We start from the raw sequence: 18,604 nt of genomic DNA, 5'->3' as shown, positions 1-18,604 counted from the left end.
GTCCCCGACTCTGGCTTTCCCCGGCTGAAATGCCGGGGCCTCATTGAAGCTGGCCTGGGGAGAGGATGGGTGGGTGCCCGCCTACAAGAGGCGCTTTCCCCGGCTGAAATGCCGGGGCCTCATTGAAGCGTACGGCCCTCCTATTGCCGGACAAGGCTGGATTTTCATCTTTCCCCGGCTGAAATGCCGGGGCCTCATTGAAGCATATGCATCGAATTTGTTTAATTTTGTCAGATATACCCCTTTCCCCGGCTGAAATGCCGGGACCTCATTGAAGCCGGTTGATCTGGCGGCGCATCGCTACCCTAACCAGCCGGGTTTCCGGTTCTACCGACACGCCAACCCCGCCTCGCCCTCTCCACATCTGATTAAGCGTGAATTCCGCCAGGGCTGTGCTACCATAACCCTGCACAACCATTGCGTGGTGATGCCCATGGTGGATGATCCTGCACCGGATGAAACCGGACCAGAACCAGCCCCCTCCCCCGCATATCCGCGCGCGGTGCAATTGTCGCTGGCCCTGCCGGCCCCGGCGGTGGGGATTGATGATGTGCTGGTACCGGCGCGGATGATCAATGAATGGGTTTATTGTCCGCGTCTGGCCTATCTGGAATGGGTGGAAGGGGAATGGGCCGATAGTGGCGATACAGAGGAAGGACGGCGGGTGCATGCCCGTGTGGATGCCGCCCGCCCTGCCCTGCCCCCACCGGAGGACGTGACGGAGGAGAGCCACCCTTTCACCACGCGGTCGGTGGAGCTTTCGTCCGACCGGCTGGGGCTGGTGGCCAAGCTGGACCTGCTGGAAGGGGATGACGGCATCGTCTCCCCCATCGACTACAAAAAGGGCAAACGCCCGCATGTGGAAGCCGGGGCGTATGATCCCGAACGCGTGCAGCTTTGCGCCCAGGCCCTGATCCTGGAGGATAATGGCTATCGCGTTGGTGACGGGTTCCTGTGGTTTGCCGGTAGCCGGGAACGGGTGCCGGTGCGGTTTGATGATGAATTGCGGGCACAGACGGCAGCGGCGGCGGCATCACTGCGGCTGGCGGCCTCTACCCGGCGCATCCCGCCACCGCTGGAAAATTCCAAAAAATGCAACCGCTGTTCCCTGCTGCCCATCTGTCTGCCGGACGAGGTGAACCTGTTCCGCACCGGTTCGGTGCCGCGCACGCCGCCGCCCTCGGTTGATGGTGCATTACCGCTTTATGTGCAGCAGCCGGGGGCCCGCATCGGCAAGGAAGGTGAGGTGCTGGTGATCAAGGCCCCTGTGGCCCGCCCCACCGACAAGGAGCGCGATGAGGGGTTTCGCGACAAGGAAGAAGAGGTGCGGGTGGCGATTGGCGAAGTATCGGAACTGGTGCTGGCCGGCCCCGTCAACCTGACCACCCCGGCCCTGCATGCGCTGATGAAGGCAGAGGTGCCGGTGGCGTGGATGAGCAGCGGTTTCTGGTACATGGGCACCACGGGCGGGCACGGGCCGCGCAGCGCCGGGGCCCGCATGGCGCAATACCGGCTGCATGATGACGATGCCCGCCGTCTGGCCTTTGCCCGCACCCTGGTGGATGCCAAGCTGAAAAACCAGCGCACCCTGTTGCGCCGCAACTGGCGCGGCGGGGAGGCGGAGCGGGAACCCGTGCTGGAACGGCTGCGCCATCTGTCGACCAAGCTGCCGCAGGTGCGCGACATGGCCGAATTGCTGGGGACGGAGGGTGAAGGGGCGGCAATCTATTTCCGCGCCTGGCCGAAACTCTTGAACGAGAAAGCGGCAGCCCTGCCGGAATTCGGGTTTGACCGGCGGTCACGCCGCCCGCCGGCGGACCCGGTGAATGCCTGCCTGTCGCTCTGCTATGCCCTGTTGACGCGCGCGGTTTCTACGGCGTTGGAGGTGGCGGGGCTGGACCCCTGGGTGGGGTTTTACCATACTGAACGACCGGGCCGCCCCTCCCTGGCGCTGGACATGATGGAACCGCTGCGCCCCATCCTGGCCGACAGTGCGGTTTTGAGCGTGCTGAACCAGGGGGAACTGGGGGGCCGTGATTTCATCACCATCGGCCCCGGTTGCAACCTGACGCCCGACGGTCGCCGCACCCTGATCCGCGCGTTTGAACGGCGCTTGGACCAGGAGGCAACCCACCCCGCCTTTGGCTATCAGGTTTCCATGCGCCGTATGCTGCATGTGCAGGCCCGCTTGCTGGCCCGGCATCTGCGCGGCGAGGTGCCGGCCTATCCGCATTACGTGCCCCGCTGATCCCCGGCCAGAGGGAGGGTTGCCACGATGGCCCGCCATAATGAACGGCTCTACATCGTCACCTATGACATTGCCGATCAAAAGCGCTGGCGGCAGGTGTTCAAAGTGATGGAGGCCTATGGCGACTGGCTGCAACTATCCGTCTTTCAATGCCGCCTGACCGCCCGCCGCCGCGCGGCGCTGGCCATGCGGCTTGACCGGGAGATCAAGCCATCGGAAGATCACGTCCTGATCCTCGATATCGGCCCCGCCGACAATGTGGATCTGGCTGTCGAAAGCCTGGGCAAAAGCTTCAAGGCAATCGAACGGCAAGCCAGGGTGATTTAACGGGTTCTGCCGGTCGCTGGCGCGAGCGGCTCAGTACCCGCCAAAACCCGGGACCCGCTCGCAAGCGCCCAAGTGATTGGGATTGCTATGGCTCTTGGACATGGTACATGTTTTTGACACCCCGTTGGGCACGCCAAAACCCCTGCCCTCAGGACCGGCTCGCAAATCCGGCAATTTCTTGTTATCCTGCAAGCGGTTCCAAGGGGGGCCCTTTCCCCGGCAGAAATGCCGGGGCCTCATTGAAGCGAACACAAAAGTGCCCCTCCGATAGTGTACGGATTTGCTTTCCCCGGCAGAAATGCCGGGGCCTCATTGAAGCGTAGTTGCCGTTCGGGTTGACAATCTCGAACATATACCTTTCCCCGGCAGAAATGCCGGGGCCTCATTGAAGCACGCAGTAACGATCTCGTATCTGACTGACGAGTGAGCCCTTTCCCCGGCAGAAATGCCGGGGCCTCATTGAAGCCGCAGGCGATAGATGGCCGATGATGCTGCCGCCAGCCCGGCCTTTCCCCGGCAGAAATGCCGGGGCCTCATTGAAGCGACGTCGAATTCTGGCTGAAGGCGAAATAGGCCAGCGCCCTTTCCCCGGCAGAAATGCCGGGGCCTCATTGAAGCCAGCCCTCTGGTTATACCAGCAAGGGTTTTCCCCGCCGTCTTTCCCCGGCTGAAATGCCGGGGCCTCATTGAAGCTTCGGCGGCGGCGACGTATTTTGCGATTACGTCGTTGTCCTTTCCCCGGCTGAAACGCCGGGGCCTCATTGAAGCCAGCCCTCCCCGCTGGCTTCCCCACATGATCAGGCCATTTTTCCACCGGGCGCACGAACGGGCCATTTCATCTGCGCCGGCCACCAGCCCCCAAAGCAGGCTGCAGTGCGATGCCGGTCTCCAGCAGGCTGGCGAGTTCGTGCATCAACGACAACCGACCCACCGCCATCCGCACAGGCGGGCGGAACAGGCCGCGCCGCCTTTCCGCCGTTGATGCACCGCTGTGCAACGTTGCACACCCCGCCCCCGGCCCTTCCCATCCTGAAAAGTTGACATTCCGCCGTCAACCTGATTGACAACCCCCTGCCCCTGCCCCCACTTTGCATCCGGTTGCTCCGGTTAAGGGTTGGGTGATGGCGGGAGATACATTGAAAGCGTTCCGCAAACGCAAAGGGCTGACGCAGGAAGGCTGCGCCCGTCACCTGAACGAGGCGTTGGGCCGGTCCTATGACAAGGCGCGGATCAGCCGGTGGGAAAGCGGCAAGGAGGCGGTCCCCGATGCCGTGCTGCGCCTGATTGGTGGCGGCGGGCAGCCGGGGCGGGCCCGGATCATCGCCTGTTCCAACCAGAAAGGCGGCGTGGGTAAATCCGCAACCGCCGTCAATCTGGCCGCCAGCTTCGCCCGGCTGGGCTTTCGGGTATTGCTGGTTGACGCCGACCCCCAGGCCAGTGCCACGGCCATGGTGGGCTGTGACATCATCGAACTGGAAGAACGCAGCGCCACGCTGCATGCTGTCCTGGTTGATGACCGGCCCGTGCGCGATACGGTCATCCGGCTGCGCACATTTGATATATTGCCTTCCGGGCTGGCGCTGGCGGAATTTGACAGTGCGGCGGGGCTGGTCGGGCGGGAAACCCGGCTGAAGGCAGCCCTGGCGGAACTGCTGGGCGATTATGATTTCATCCTGATCGACACGCCGCCCAATCTCGGCTCCATGACCATCAACGCGCTGAATGCGGCTGACCATGTGCTGATCCCGGTGGCAACCCGGCCGGTGGATTTGCTGGGCATCCCCCTGCTGCTGAAAACCATTGGCCGTGTGCGCCGCTTCACCAATCATGAATTGACGGTGCTGGGTGTGCTGCCAACCATGTTTGCCGAACGGCAGACCGTTGACCGCGAGGTCCTTTCCGACCTGCGCACCCGCTTTACTGGCGATAGCGACCTTGGCCGCGTGTTCGAGCCCATCCGCATGAGTACGGGCATCAATCAGGCCGCTTACAATAATGTCATCGCTGTTGAGGCCCTGCCTGCGGATCACCCGGTACAGGCCTATTTCCATCTGGCTAAGGAGATTGCCGGTGAAGCTGCAGAAGGGTAAGTCGGCCTTCGGCCGGGCCATGGATGATGTCGCCGCGCGCGGCGACGGCTCCCTCATCTCCCGCGATTTCCCCCGTTTGATCGAGGTGGAGCGGGCGCGGGTCCATCCCCGCGCCGATCAGCCGCGCCGGCATTTTGACGAGGACGGGCTGCGCCAGTTGGCCGACAGTATCGAGCGCCAGGGGCTGTTGCAGCCCATCCTGGTTCGCCCGATGGCGGATGCCCGCGGGGAGTATGAGATTGTCGCCGGCGAGCGGCGATGGCGCGCGCTTGGCCTGCTGGAGCGGCCGACGCTGCATGCCATCCTGACCAGCGGCAATGCCGAAGAAATTGCCCTGGTGGAAAACCTGCAGCGTGTTGATCTGTCACCGCTGGAGGAGGCGAGGGGCATCCAGGCCCTGATGGAAAGCCACGCCTACACACAGGAAGCCGCCGCCGGGGCGCTGGGGTGGAGCCGGACGCAGGTCAACCGTGTATTGAAGCTGCTGTCCCTGCCAGAAGCCGTTCTGGCCGAATGTGCAACGTTGCACCTTTCCCGCAACGCGATGGTTGAGCTGGCCCTGGCCGATGACGGGGCGGAACGCGCACGGCTGTTGGACATGCTGCGCCAGGGCGCCTCGGTCAAGGCCCTGCGCGAAGCGCGGGCGCAGAAGGGTGAAGGGCAGGGGAAGGATAATCCCGCCCCCCAGCAGAAGGCCCCCCCGCTGCATCGCGCAATGACCCAGCTTGAGGGCGGGCTGAAGCTTCTGGCCAAAAGCGCCGCCCCCCTGAATGACAGCCAGCGCCGCACCTTGGCTGATCTTCGCGACAGGATCGACCACCTGCTGCGCGGTTAGGGAAGGGAAGGGAAGGGGGGGCAGCGTCGAGGTGGACCGGGATGCCCCCCTTTGGAATGTCACTCTGCCGACCTGAAGAGGCGGCACAGTGCCCATTTTACGGCATCGCTACCCATTGTTGGCGCGACGCTTCCTGACAATCACGGCCCCCGAGATCGACGCCAGGACGAAGCCCAGCGCTTGTGGAAGCAACATGAACGGGCCGATCTCAAAGAGCGTGTATCTGGACCTGAGGAGCGCAAACGTAATCGCAACCGCCACAAGGGCGAATATAAATGCTGCCACGGTTTTATGCCTGATATATCTCGCAAAAAGGAAAGACAGGACGCAGGTCACTGCGATCGGCATCAGGATTACGAAAACAACCATATAAGCACCTGATTCTAGCACCATCGACCCGAAATGGCAGCCAGGATATTTCCTGAATTTATAATATAAGCTCTTAAAATGAGCAAACAAGTGAATATTAACGACAAAAACGAAAATAAAAGAAGATTTTTCTCCTCATATTTCGATAAATTCCCCCACCTCACCGCTGTTACGGTTTCCAATTTATTCAGTTTTCCTACCGCTTTCCGTAAAGGATGGCGTGAGTGTTTCATCAACACTCAACACCGACCGGTATTTCTTTCAGTATATTGCATGATGCGATCCTGGACATTCTCGCTGTCCATGGTCGCCGTATGGGGGAAGGGGGGTCTTTATGGCTTCTTTATACCGCCCCGTTGAAACCCGTCTCGATCCCTTAGGCCAAGTCGGCGCACGCTGATCCCTGGAACATCCGCATTCAGGGGGAACCCATGCTCGACCTCGTCTTCCTGGCCGCCATCCTGGCGGCCTTCGCCCTTTTCACCGGCCTGACCCATGGCTGTGAGCGGCTTTGAAGGGGACACATCATGGCTTTCGATCTGATCGCCGGCGGCCTGGTGGCTGCCGGCCTGCTGGCCTATCTGGTCTATGCGCTGCTGCGCCCGGAGGCGTTCTGACATCATGACCGCCGATGGCATCTTACAAATCCTGTTCACGCTCGCCCTGCTGGCCCTGCTGACGCCGCTGTTCGGCGGCTATATGGCCCGCGTGTTTGCGGGGGAACGCACCTGGCTCAGCCCGCTGGTCGGCCCTGTCGAACGCGGGCTTTACCGTCTGGCCGGCATCGATCCGGCCAAGGAACAGCACTGGACAAGCTATACGCTGGCCCTGTTGGCCTTCAACCTGCTGGGACTGCTGCTGCTTTATGCCGTGCTGCGGTTGCAGGGCTGGCTGCCGCTGAATCCGGCCGGGCTGGGGGCGGTCAGCCCCGATCTGGCCTTCAACACGGCCATCAGCTTTACCAGCAACACCAACTGGCAGGCCTATGGCGGGGAGAGCACGCTCTCCTATTTCTCCCAGATGGTGGGGCTGACGGTACAGAATTTCGTTTCCGCCGCCACCGGCTTTGCCGTGGCGGTGGCGCTGATCCGCGGCTTTGCCCGCCGGTCGGGCCGCACTGTGGGTAATTTCTGGGCCGATCTGGTGCGGGCAACGCTGTATGTGCTGCTGCCGCTGGCCTTTGTCTCTGCCATCTTCCTGGTCTGGCAGGGGGTGCCGCAGAATTTCGGGGCCTATGTCAGCGCCAATACGCTGGAAGGCGCCCAGCAGATATTGGCACAGGGGCCGGTGGCCAGCCAGATTGCCATCAAGCAGCTGGGCTCCAATGGCGGCGGCTTCTTCAACGTCAATTCCGCCCATCCGTATGAGAATACGACGGCCCTGTCGAACCTGATACAGACGCTCTATCTGCTGCTGCTGGCCTCCGCCCTGGTCTACAGCTTCGGGCGCATGGTCAAGGATACGCGCCAGGGCTGGGCGCTGTGGGCCGCCATGTCCATCATGCTGGTCACCGGTATCGGCGTCACCTATTGGGCCGAGGCGCAGGGCAACCCCGCCATCGCCGCCCTGGGCGTCAATGATACGGCCAGCGAGAGCAACAGCGGCGGCAATATGGAAGGCAAGGAGGTGCGTTTCGGCACCGCCCTGTCATCGCTGTGGGCTGTCAGCACCACGGCTGCCTCCAACGGCTCCGTCAATGCCATGCATGACAGTTTCACCCCCATCGGCGGTCTGGTGCCGATGGCCAATATCATGCTGGGCGAGGTGATCTTCGGCGGGGTGGGGGCCGGGCTTTACGGGATGCTGGTCTTTGTCATCCTGGCCGTCTTCATCGCCGGGCTGATGGTGGGCCGCACGCCGGAATATCTGGGCAAGAAGATCGAGGCCAAGGAGATCAAGCTGGCCCTGCTGGCCGTGCTGGTCTACCCCGTCTGTATCCTGGGCGGGGCGGCGCTGACGGCCGTGATCCCGTCGGCGCTCGCCAGCGTCGCCAATGCCGGGCCGCACGGGCTGTCGGAAATCCTCTATGCCTATGCGTCGGGCACCGGCAATAACGGCTCGGCCTTTGCCGGTTTCAACGCCAACACGCTTTATCACAACAGTATGATCGGGCTAGCCATGCTGCTGGGCCGCTTTGCCGTGATCGTGCCGACGCTGGCCATTGCCGGGTCGCTGGTCACCAAGAAGACCCTGCCGGCCAGCGCCGGCACCTTCCCCACCCATGGCGGCCTGTTCATCGGCCTGCTGATCGCCACCATCGTCATTGTCGGCGGTCTCACCTTCTTCCCGGCGCTGGCGCTCGGGCCCATTGCCGAGCATCTCAGCCTGCAAGCCGGCACCCTGTTTGGAGCCATCCCATGATGAATTCCAGCAATGCCACCTTGCTGGACGGCCGCATCGCCGCCCAGGCCGTGGGCGTGGCTTTCCGCAAACTGGACCCGCGCCTGCTGTTCCGCAACCCGGTGATGTTCGTCACCGCCATTGTCGCCCTGCTGACCAGCCTGATCTTCGTCCGCGATCTGGTCCAGGGGGCAGACGTGCTGCTGACCGGGCAGATTGCCGCCTGGCTGTGGTTCACCGTGCTGTTCGCCAATTTCGCCGAAGCGGTGGCGGAGGGGCGCGGCAAGGCCCAGGCAGCCAGCCTGCGCCGCACCCGCACGGAAACCATGGCCCGCAAGCTGGCCAGCATCGAGGCCACCGCTTGCGAGAGCGTGGCCGCCGCCAGCCTTCGGGCCGGCGATCTGGTGCTGGTGGAAGCCGGCGACACCATCCCCGGCGACGGGGAGGTGGTGGACGGCATCGCCACCGTCAATGAAAGTGCCATTACCGGTGAATCCGCCCCGGTGATCCGGGAAAGCGGCGGCGACCGTTCCGCCGTCACCGGCGGCACCCTGGTGGTGTCTGACCGCATCGTGGTGCGCATCACCGCCAATCCGGGTGAAAGCTTCCTGGACCGCATGATTGCCCTGGTGGAAGGGGCCAAGCGCCAGAAGACGCCCAACGAGATTGCCCTGACCATCCTGCTGGTCGGCATGACCATCATCTTCCTGCTGGTCACGGTCACCTTGCAGGGTTTTGCCCTCTATACCGGCTTTCTGATCCCGGTGGTGTTTCTGGTCGCCCTGCTGGTCACCCTGATCCCCACCACCATTGGCGGGTTGCTGTCCGCCATTGGCATTGCCGGCATGGACCGGCTGGTGAAATTCAATGTCATCGCCAAATCCGGCCGCGCGGTGGAGGCAGCGGGCGATATTGATGTGCTGCTGCTGGACAAGACCGGCACCATCACGCTGGGCAACCGGCAGGCGGCGGAATTCCTGCCCCTGACCGGGGTGCAGGAACATGAGCTGGCGGAAGCAGCCTTGCTCTCCTCCCTGGCGGATGAAACGCCGGAGGGCCGTTCCATCGTGGCGCTGGCACGTCAGCGGGCGGGCATCGCCCTGCCGGCCGACCGGTCGGGCATGGTGTTTGTTGCCTTCACCGCACAAACCAGGATGAGCGGGGTTGATCTGGGCGACCGGCGCATCCGCAAGGGGGCCGTCGACCGGATGCGCGCCTGGATGGAGGAACAGGCCAGCATCGGCCCGGCGCAAGGCCGCGAGCTGACCGGGCTGGTGGAGCGGGTGGCCCGGTCCGGCGGCACACCGCTGGTGGTGGCCGATGGCCGCCGGCTGCTGGGGGTGATCTACCTGAAGGATATCGTCAAGCCCGGCATCCGGGAGCGGTTCGCCACCCTGCGCCAGATGGGCATCCGCACGGTGATGATCACCGGCGACAATCCGCTGACCGCCGCCGCCATTGCCGCCGAAGCCGGGGTTGATGATTTCCTGGCAGAAGCAACGCCGGAACTGAAGCTGGAACGCATCCGCCAGTATCAGGCGGAAGGGCGGCTGGTCGCCATGTGCGGCGATGGGTCCAACGATGCCCCGGCCTTGGCCCAAGCCGATGTGGGCGTGGCGATGAATACCGGCACCCAGGCGGCGCGTGAGGCCGGCAATATGGTCGATCTGGACAGCGACCCGACCAAGCTGATCGAAATCGTCATGATCGGCAAACAATTGCTGATGAGCCGGGGGGCGCTGACCACCTTCTCCATCGCCAATGATGTGGCGAAATATTTCGCCATCATCCCGGCCTTGTTCGTCGCAGCCTATCCGCCCTTGCAGGCGCTCAACATCATGGCGCTGCACAGCCCGGCCAGCGCCATCCTGTCGGCCATCATCTTCAATGCCCTGGTCATCATCTTCCTGATCCCGCTGGCATTGAAAGGGGTGCGCTATCGCCCGGCCCCTGCCGCCAGCCTGCTGGCCCGCAATCTGCTGCTCTATGGGCTGGGCGGTCTGGTGGTGCCCTTCCTGGGCATCAAGCTGATCGATCTGGCCGTGACAGCACTGGGGCTGGTGTAGGGGGCGGTCGCGTCTTCCGTCTTTCGCACCCTTTTACCGTCACCCCGGCGAAGGCCGGGGTGACGGTAAACCACGAAGAAGAACAAAGAGCCCTCTCAGGAGAAACCCAATCATGCTTTCCCATTTCCGCCCCGCCGCCACCTTGTTGCTGGGCCTGACCGTTCTGACCGGGATTGCCTATCCGCTTTCCGTCACCGGCATCGCCCAGCTGGCCTTCCCCGATCAGGCGGAAGGCAGCCTGATCCGCCGGCCCGATGGCAGCGTGCTGGGCTCCAGCCTGGTCGGCCAAAGCTTCACCCGGCCGGATTATTTCTGGTCGCGCCCGTCGGCCGCCGGCAAGGGCTATGATGCGGCCAGTTCCGGCGGCACCAATCTCGGCCCCTCCAGTGCAGCCCTGGTCGATCAGGTATCCAAGCGGGTGGCAGCCCTGAAGGCGGCCAACCCGGACGCGGTGGGCCCGGTGCCGGTCGATCTGGTGACCAGCAGCGCCAGCGGGCTGGACCCGCATATTTCCCCCGCCGCCGCCCTGTGGCAGGCGCCGCGCGTGGCGGCGGCGCGCGGCCTGTCGCTGGCGCAGGTGCAGGCGCTGATCACCGGCGCCACGCAGGGCCGCACCCTGGGCTTTCTGGGCGAACCGGCGGTCAATGTGCTAAAGCTCAACCTTGCGCTTGATGCCGTGAAGATGGCAGGCGGCTGATTTTCTCCCGTGATGACCATGGCCCCTGTCGACGCTGACCGCCCCAATCCCGACGCCCTGCTGGAGCAGGCCAACCGCGAGAAGCGGGGACGCCTGAAAATATTCCTCGGTGCCGCCCCCGGCGTGGGCAAGACCTATGCCATGCTGGAGGCGGCGCAGGCGGTGCGGCGCGATGGCGGCGATGTGGTGATCGGCATTGTCGAGACCCATGGAAGGGCCGAAACCGAAAAGCTGGTGGCCGGGCTGGAGCTGCTGCCCCGGGCCCGGCTGGATTATCGCGGTCGAAGCTTCAATGAGATGGACCTGGATGCCATCCTGATCCGCCGGCCGGCCCTGGTGCTGGTGGATGAGCTGGCCCACACCAACATTCCCGGCAGCCGGCATCTGCGCCGCTGGCAGGATGTGGAAGAGCTGCTGGCGGCCGGCATCGATGTCTGGTCGACCCTGAATATCCAGCATCTGGAAAGCCTGAACGATATTGTCGAGCGCATCGCCGGCATCAAGGTGCGCGAGACCCTGCCGGACAGCGTGCTGCGCGCGGCGGACGAGATCGAAATGGTCGATCTGCCGCCGCCGGAGCTGCGCCAGCGGCTGGCCGAGGGCAAGGTTTATGTGCCGGCCCAGGCGCAACGGGCGGCGGAGAAATTCTTCTCCATCGGCAATCTGACGGCCCTGCGCGAAATGGCCCTGCGTCAGGCGGCGGAACGGGTGGATGCCCAGATGCTGTCTTACATGCGCAGCCATGGCATTGCCGGGCCCTGGCCGACGCGGGACCGGATTTTGGTGGCCATCCCCGCCGCCCCGCTGGCCCTGCGGCTGGTGCGGGCGGCCAAGCGCATGGCCGAACGCCGCCAGATGCCCTGGACGGTGGCCCATGTCGAAACCCATCGCCATGCCAACCTGTCCGATGCCGACAAGGCCCATGTCACCCAGGCGTTCCGGCTGGCGCAGCAATTGGGCGGGGAGGTGGCGGCCCTGACCGGGGACGATATTACCGGCGAACTGCTGGGCTGGGCGCGCGCCCATAATGTCAGCCAGATCGTGCTGGGCCGCACCGGCCGCACCCGCCGGCTGTTCGGCCGCTCCCTGACGGCGGACCTGCTGAAGCGGGCGGCCGATCATGACATCCTGCTGGTGGGCGGGGTGGAGGAGGAGGTGCGGCCCGGCGGGCAGCCCCAGCGCCCGCCGCCCTCCCCGCCACTCTGGTCCGGGTGGAAAGCCTATCTCTGGTCGGCCCTGGCGGTGGGGGTGGCCAGCCTGATTTCATGGGGGGTTTATACGGTTCTGCCCGTGGCCAATGTCAGCCTGGTCTATCTGCTGGCCGTGCTGCTGATCGCCACCCGCTTTGGGCTGGTTCCGTCCGTCGTTACCGCACTGGTCGCCTTCTTTGCCTTCAATTACCTGTTCACTGAGCCGCGCTATACATTCTCGGTCAGTGATTCCGACGATCTGCTGACCATCGGCTTTTTTCTGGTCGCCGCCATCTTCACCGGTCAGCTGGCCTCCCGCCTGCGCCGGCAAATCGAAGTGACCCGCACCAGCCAGCGCCGCACTGCCAACCTGTATGATTTCTCCCGTAAGGTCTCCTCTGCTGCCAGCGAGGATGATGTGCTGTGGGCCGTGGTTCACCATGTTGCCGCCACCTTGAAGGCCAAGGTGCTGATCCTGCTGCCCGACGGGGCGGAGCTGACGATCCGCGCTGGCTATCCGCCGGAAGATACGCTGGACCAGCGGGCCGCCGCCGCTGCCCAATGGGCCTGGGGCAATGGCCAGCGGGCCGGGCGCGGATCGCAGACCCTGCCGGCATCGGACTGGCTGTTCCTGCCGCTGCGCACCCAGCGCGGCACCGTGGGCGTGATGGGCGTGCAGATGGAGGGGGCCGAGGGCTATCTGTCTGCCGAACAGGAACGGCTGCTGGACACGCTCAGCGATCAGGCGGCCCTGGCGCTGGAGCGCACCCAGCTGGTGCAGGATATCGAGGCGGCCCAGGTGGCACAGGAGAAGGAACAGTTGCGCGCCGCCCTGCTCTCCTCCCTCTCCCATGATCTGCGCACGCCGCTGGTGTCCATCCTGGGCGCTGCCACCAGCCTGATCAGCTATGAAGATGCGCTGGACCGGGCGGCCCGGCGCGAACTGGCCCAGACCATTCAGGAGGAGGCCGAGCGCCTGAACCGCTTCGTGCAGAACCTGCTGGACATGACGCGGCTGGGCAGCGGCGGGCTGAAACCCAAGACCGACTGGGCCGATCTGGCTGATATTATCGGCCGTGCCCTGGCCCGGGCACGGCCTTTGCTGAAGGGGCATCGGGTCAAGGTGGACCTTGCCTCCGACCTGCCCTTGCTGCAGCTGGACCCGGTGCTGATGGAACAGGTGTTCTTCAACCTGCTGGACAATGCCGCCAAATATAGTCCCGCCGGCACCGCCATCACCGTCTGGGCCCGGCGCCAGGGGGTGCAGGTGACGGCGGAAATCTGCGACCAGGGGCCGGGCATCCCGCCGGCGGATCAGGAACGGGTGTTCGACATGTTCTATCGCGTGCAGCAGGGCGACAAGCAGACGGCCGGCACCGGCCTGGGCCTGGCCATCGCCAAGGGGCTGGTGGAGGCGCATGGCGGCAGCATCGGCGTGATGTCCGGCATCCATGGCGTTGGCGCCTCGCTGGTGGTACGGCTACCGATCCCGGAGGGGCCGCCCGCGGCCGCCCCGGAAACGGAGTGATGCCGGATGAGCCGTATTCTTGTCGTCGATGATGAAGCGCCGATCCGGCGCTTTCTGCGTATCAGCCTGGGCGCCAACGGCCATCAGGTGGCGGAGGCGGAGAACGGGGCCGAAGCCCTGGCCCTGGTGCGGGCCGATCCGCCCGATCTGGTGATCCTGGATCTGGGCCTGCCCGATATGGACGGGCAGGAAGTGGTCAGCGCCATCCGGGAAATCAGCCCGGTGCCGATCCTCATCCTCTCTGTCCGCGCCGGAGAAGCCGACAAGGTGGAGGCCCTGGACCGGGGGGCGGAGGATTATGTCGCCAAGCCCTTCGGCATTGCCGAACTGATGGCCCGCGTCCGCGTCGCCCTGCGCCGCGCGCCCCTGGCGGCAACCAGCAGCATCATTCAAGCCGGCCCCGTCAGCATTGATCCCGATCGCCGCATCGTCACCCGCGACGGGGCCGAACTGCGCCTGTCACGCCGGGAACAGGATCTGTTGTTCACCCTGGCCCGGCAGGCCGACCATGTGCTGACCCACCGGCATATCCTGCGCGAAGTCTGGGGCCCGGCGCATGTGGAGGATACGGCCTATCTGCGCGTCTATATCGGCCAGCTGCGCCACAAGCTGGAGGAAAACCCGGCCGAACCGGTGCTGATCGTCACCGAGCCGGGTGTTGGCTATCGGCTGCGCACGGATGCGGGGTGAAAGGGGAGGGCAGAATGAAGCGCCCCTTACCACGCTCACCCTTCTTCACGCCTCGCTGGCCCCCACACCCGTTGAGAGGGTGATCGGTTACGATCACCGGGACATGGTATTAAGGTTCCCAGCCGATGCTGAGCCTGAATGTTCTGGGGCGCAGCGGGGTTGTTTGCGGGACCGTGGCCAGGGTGAAGGGGTTGCCATAGGCGAACTGGTTGGCATCGCTGTCCAGCAGGTTATCCACGGCGACGCCCACGGACCAGCCACCGCGCCAATCCAGCCGCATTCTTCCACCCAGCAGATTGACAGGGCCCTGGCGGATGGCATCGCTGAAGGTCAGATGGGTGGACCCGGTATAGGTATAGTCCAGGGCAGCCAGAAGCTGAGCATCCTCACCCACCGGTCCTTTCCAGGAAAGGCTGGCACTGCCACTGAGGCGGGCGGCACCGGGCAGCCCGCCTTCCACCCGACCGGCGAAAGCGGGGGCGACGCGCGTCAGTTCCGGGTCGTTCAGAATCAATGTCGCATCCAGCCGCCAGGGCCCCAGATACAGGCGGGGCGCAACTTCGATCCCGGTATTGCTTCCATCCCCGGCATTGGTGGTGACGGTCAACCCATCGGCTTGTAATTGATCAGTCTGGATGTTGCGCCAGCGCGCGTGGAAAATGGCGGCATCCAGGGTCAGGCGCCCCTGCCAAAGGGACAGTTTGGTCCCAAGTTCATAATTCCAAAGCTCATCCGTATTGAAGCGCGCAGTCCGATAATCATCCCCGGTTGGCGCCGCTGCCTCCTCGATATTAAGGCCGCCAGGGCGATAGCCTTCGGCCATCTGGGCATAAAAACGGATATTGTCTGCGGCGTGCCAGGTCAGGGCCAGCTTAGGCGTGTAATCCGTCTCCTTGGCATATCCCTCCGCTTCGGCCACCGAGGTGGCGGGGGCAAGGGCGGCAGCCTCCACCTCCTGCGCCACATGGAACAGGCGGCCACCGGCCGTCAGGGTCCAGTCGGGGAAAAACCGCCAGGAAGCCTCCCCGAACAAGGCTGCTTCCTTTACGGTATCATCGCGGTCGCGGCGCCAGAGGGCCGCGCCGGGGGCTGCTACGTTTGACAGGCGGCGGCTGGATTGCGCCGTCTGGCGGGAGAGGTGAAGTCCGGCCAGCCAATGGATGGCATCCTCTTCCCCGCTGTCACTGGTCAGCCTGGTTTCATGGGTCCAGAGCCGGGACAATTGCGCCTCATGAAACAAGGCGGGCTGTGCCGGCAGCCCGGCCAGGGCCGGCACAGCCGTGCTGGCATCATAAAAACTGTCAATTTCGTGCCGGACAAAGGCGGTGGTGCTGTGCAGCCGGGCGAAGGGCAGGCTGCCGGTCAGGGTCAGATGCGCCTCATCAAAATCATTGTCATGCGGTTCAGCCAACTGTGCGGCGCGGGTGCAGCAGCCGCGCCGCCCCTGGATATAATGGCTGTCATCGGTGTCGATCAGTTGATAGGTGCCGCCCAGTTCCAGCCGCCAATCCTCTGCCGGGATCAGGGCGAACAGGGCACGGCCACCCTGCATATCCGTACGGTCAATATTATGCCGGCCGACCGTATCGATTACCCCACCTTCCCGTTCCGCATAAAGCGCCAGCCGCATGCCCAGCCGGTCGGCCAGTAGCGGCTGGTTCAACACCGCTTCCACCCCGCCGCCGGGGGCGCCGCTGCGGGTCAGGCTGCCATAAAGCCGGGCTTGCGCGGATCGTTCCGACAGGTCGGGGGCCGCTGGCACAATGCGCAGGATGCCGCCGATGGCGCCGCCGCCATACAGCGTGCCCTGGGGGCCGCGCAGCACTTCCACCCTGTCTAGATCAATCAGGTGCAGATGCGGGTCGGGCGCATTGTAATTGACCTTGGCATTATCCAGGTAGAGCCCCACCGTCGCCTGGGTCTGGCCGGTGAAGGCGCTGTCCGACAGGCCGCGGATCGCCAGCTTGTTGCGCCCCGGCCCCAGATGCGTGCTGCCCACCCCGCCCAGCAGGGGCAGGGCGGCATCCGGGTCAGCGGTGCCAAGCCGGGCCAGGTCGGCTGCTGTGAGCCAGCCCACAGAAACGGGCAGGCTGGCCGGATCGGCCCCGCGCTTGGTCGCCGTGACGATGATGGGCTCCATTGGCACCACCGCCGGGCGGGCGGCGGCGGGCCGCACCTGCGGGGGGGCCAAGGCTTCCAGGCGATAGGCACCGGGGCCAACCTTGCGAAAGCCCAGCCCGGTCCCGGCCAGCAGCCGGGTCAGCGCCTGTTCCGCGCTCAAAGCGCCGCTGGCGCCAGGGCTGTGCCGCCCCGCCAGCGGCTGATCCCCGCCGATGGAAATGCCTGTCTGCTGTGACAGGGCGGCCAGCGCGCCGCCCAAGGGACCGGCCGGAACGGCAATCCCCCCCTCCGCCGCCAGGGCCGGCGGGACGGTCAGCAGCAGGGCAAGGGCGCAAACCGGCAGAAGACGCAAAGCGGGCAACCGTCAGGGACGTTTGGAGAGCACGAAACTATCACCCTGGCGCACCACCGCAATGGGCAGCAGCCCCTGCAAGGTTTCCAGCAGCTTCTCCTGATCCTGATCCAGCCGCAGCACACCGGAGAAATGCAGCGTCGCCGCCGCGCCCTCTGCCCGCATGGGCAGAGGGTAATGGCGGGACAGTTCGGCCAGTACCTGCGGCAGCGGCGCATTGTCAAAGGACAGCCGGCCTTGCGCCCAGGCGGTGGCGGCCTGCGCATCCACGGCGGTGACGGGGCCGGGGGGCTGGCCTTGCGCCGCGCTGATCTGCTGCCCCGGCACCAGACGAACCTTGGCCCCGCCCGCCGGATCGCCGACATCCACCAGCCCGCGCGTGACGGTGACCGTTACTGAGCGGTCCAGGTGGCGGACATTGAAGGCCGTGCCCACCACGGTCACCAGCCGGTCACCCGCCGCCACGGTGAAGGGCCGGGCGGCATCCTTGGCCACGTCAAACAGCGCCTCCCCCTGTTCCAGCACGACGGCGCGGTGGTCGGCGGACAGGGCAACGCTCAACCGGGTGCCGCTGTTCAGGGTGATGCTGGACCCGTCGGCCAGTGTCACCATGCGGCGCTGGCCTTGCCCGGTTTCAAACAGTTCCGGCAGCGGGGTTGGCGTGTGGCGACCGGTCAGCGTCAGGGCCAAAGCGGCAGCAGCGGCCGCCGCACCACCCAGAAACCAGCGGCGCGAGCGGTTGGCCGGGGCGGCGGGCCCCGCCTTGCGCCGGCTGGCCAGATCGATGATGGCGGCCTGCGGCTCCGCCGGCAGTGCCGCCAGCTGCCGCCACAGGCTTTCCACCTGATCATAGGCGCGGCGGTGGCTGGGGTCAGCCTCCAGCCATTCGGTGAAGGCCAGCCACACCGCCTGATCGGCATCGCCCTGCAAGCGGGCGTGCCAGTCCGCCGCCTGTTCCAGGCGGGGATCAAGGGGCGTATCGGTCGGGCGGTTCACCATGGGGCAGCTTCTGGTTTGGGCTTTGTCCTGTTGACGTCACGGAAGGGGCGGTACCCCAGCCGTCTGGATGAAATATTTTTCATTCAAGCCGGCGGCCCAGCCGTTTCAACAGGTTCTTCATCGCCGCCGCCATGTGTTTTTCCACCGCACTGCGCGAAATGCCCAGCGTGGCGGCGACCTCCGCATGGGGGCGGCCCTGCAGCTTGTGCATTTCAAACACACGCTTGCCCTGCGGCGGCAGCGCGTCGATGGCATCGCGCAGCAGGCGCAGTTCCTGCCGGCCGGATGCCACCTGTTCCGCCGTCGGTGCCTCGGCAATCGGTTCGGGCCCATCGACCAGGGCGTTGGCGGACAGCCATTCCCCATCGCGGGCGGCGGCGCGCGATCCGCTGCGCTGCCGGTCAAAGGCCAGATTAAGCGCCATGCGGTTCAGGAAAGCCGGAATATTCTCCACCGTCTCCCCCCCACCGGGCAGGGAAGCCAGCCTTTCATACATTTCCTGCACAATGTCTTCCGCCTCCGCCGCACGACCCGTGCGCGCCGTCAGCAGCCGCAGCAGAAAGGCGCGGTGCTCCAGATAAGCGGCAATCAGGGGCGGGGACGGGGAAATGGCGTCAACCTGAAAAGGGCGAAGATCGCCTTCCGATATAGCCCCCAGGCGGCGCCCGATCAATGCGGCAGGTCATATCCGACACAGGGCGAAAAATTTTTCAAATCCCACCTGCGGTTCGCTGCGGGCGGTGCCGTCATCC

Annotated in this window: 13 protein-coding genes and 1 CRISPR repeat array; of the genes, 10 read left to right on the top strand and 3 right to left on the bottom strand. The window is 65.0% G+C overall.

Annotated elements, in window-relative coordinates; all coding sequences use genetic code 11:
• Positions 1 to 433: 433 nt before the first annotated feature.
• From G473_RS0123465 to G473_RS0123405, 10 genes are all read left to right on the top strand, one after another.
• Positions 434 to 2,248 (top strand): CRISPR-associated endonuclease Cas4/Cas1, encoded by a 1,815-nt coding sequence (locus tag G473_RS0123465; RefSeq protein ID WP_084438597.1) that lies wholly within the window; start codon positions 434 to 436, stop codon positions 2,246 to 2,248.
• A 27-nt stretch (positions 2,249 to 2,275) separates the two neighbouring features.
• Positions 2,276 to 2,575: a CRISPR-associated endonuclease Cas2 gene (cas2, locus tag G473_RS0123460; RefSeq protein WP_029015107.1), complete on the top strand. Its 300-nt coding sequence runs from the start codon at positions 2,276 to 2,278 to the stop codon at positions 2,573 to 2,575.
• Positions 2,576 to 2,784: 209 nt separating this feature from the next.
• A CRISPR array of direct repeats spans positions 2,785 to 3,343; the repeat unit is 37 nt; unit sequence CCTTTCCCCGGCAGAAATGCCGGGGCCTCATTGAAGC.
• A 353-nt stretch (positions 3,344 to 3,696) separates the two neighbouring features.
• Positions 3,697 to 4,665: an AAA family ATPase gene (locus G473_RS28585; protein ID WP_035709226.1), complete on the top strand. Its 969-nt coding sequence runs from the start codon at positions 3,697 to 3,699 to the stop codon at positions 4,663 to 4,665.
• On the top strand, positions 4,646 to 5,500 hold the full coding sequence (locus G473_RS28580) for a ParB/RepB/Spo0J family partition protein (RefSeq protein WP_051330654.1): 855 nt from the start codon (positions 4,646 to 4,648) through the stop codon (positions 5,498 to 5,500). The genes G473_RS28585 and G473_RS28580 overlap by 20 nt, the downstream gene beginning before the upstream one ends.
• Before the next feature lie 896 nt (positions 5,501 to 6,396).
• Positions 6,397 to 6,486, top strand: a complete 90-nt coding sequence (gene kdpF / locus G473_RS30080; RefSeq protein WP_084438593.1) for a K(+)-transporting ATPase subunit F — start codon at positions 6,397 to 6,399, stop codon at positions 6,484 to 6,486.
• A 4-nt stretch (positions 6,487 to 6,490) separates the two neighbouring features.
• Positions 6,491 to 8,230, top strand: a complete 1,740-nt coding sequence (gene kdpA / locus G473_RS0123425; protein WP_029015105.1) for a potassium-transporting ATPase subunit KdpA — start codon at positions 6,491 to 6,493, stop codon at positions 8,228 to 8,230.
• Positions 8,230 to 10,275 (top strand): potassium-transporting ATPase subunit KdpB, encoded by a 2,046-nt coding sequence (gene kdpB, locus G473_RS0123420; RefSeq protein ID WP_245580335.1) that lies wholly within the window; start codon positions 8,230 to 8,232, stop codon positions 10,273 to 10,275. The genes kdpA and kdpB overlap by 1 nt, the downstream gene beginning before the upstream one ends.
• Before the next feature lie 112 nt (positions 10,276 to 10,387).
• The gene (kdpC, locus tag G473_RS0123415) at positions 10,388 to 10,972 is read left to right on the top strand and encodes a potassium-transporting ATPase subunit KdpC (RefSeq protein WP_029015103.1); all 585 of its coding nucleotides are present in this window, start codon (positions 10,388 to 10,390) and stop codon (positions 10,970 to 10,972) included.
• Positions 10,973 to 10,984: 12 nt separating this feature from the next.
• Positions 10,985 to 13,690, top strand: a complete 2,706-nt coding sequence (locus G473_RS0123410) for a DUF4118 domain-containing protein (RefSeq protein WP_029015102.1) — start codon at positions 10,985 to 10,987, stop codon at positions 13,688 to 13,690.
• Positions 13,691 to 13,696: 6 nt separating this feature from the next.
• Entirely contained in the window at positions 13,697 to 14,380 is a 684-nt protein-coding gene (locus tag G473_RS0123405; RefSeq protein WP_029015101.1) for a response regulator, read from the top strand.
• Between the two features lie 109 nt (positions 14,381 to 14,489).
• On the opposite strand, the gene G473_RS0123400 is transcribed toward G473_RS0123405, so the two are convergent.
• The 3 genes from G473_RS0123400 to G473_RS0123390 form a co-directional block, all read right to left on the bottom strand.
• Positions 14,490 to 16,853 (bottom strand): TonB-dependent receptor, encoded by a 2,364-nt coding sequence (locus G473_RS0123400; protein WP_154667554.1) that lies wholly within the window; start codon positions 16,851 to 16,853, stop codon positions 14,490 to 14,492.
• A gap of 12 nt (positions 16,854 to 16,865) precedes the next feature.
• Positions 16,866 to 17,852 carry a FecR family protein gene (locus G473_RS0123395; protein ID WP_051330653.1) on the bottom strand — a complete coding sequence of 329 codons (987 nt, stop codon included), beginning with the start codon at positions 17,850 to 17,852 and terminating at the stop codon, positions 16,866 to 16,868.
• A gap of 79 nt (positions 17,853 to 17,931) precedes the next feature.
• Positions 17,932 to 18,525: an RNA polymerase sigma factor gene (locus G473_RS0123390; RefSeq protein WP_051330652.1), complete on the bottom strand. Its 594-nt coding sequence runs from the start codon at positions 18,523 to 18,525 to the stop codon at positions 17,932 to 17,934.
• Between the last annotated feature and the right edge of the window lie 79 nt (positions 18,526 to 18,604).

The organism is Niveispirillum irakense DSM 11586 (assembly GCF_000429645.1).
Lineage (GTDB): Bacteria > Pseudomonadota > Alphaproteobacteria > Azospirillales > Azospirillaceae > Niveispirillum > Niveispirillum irakense.
Note: the sequence above shows the minus strand (reverse complement) of the source record. Positions and strands in the feature narration are given on the sequence as shown.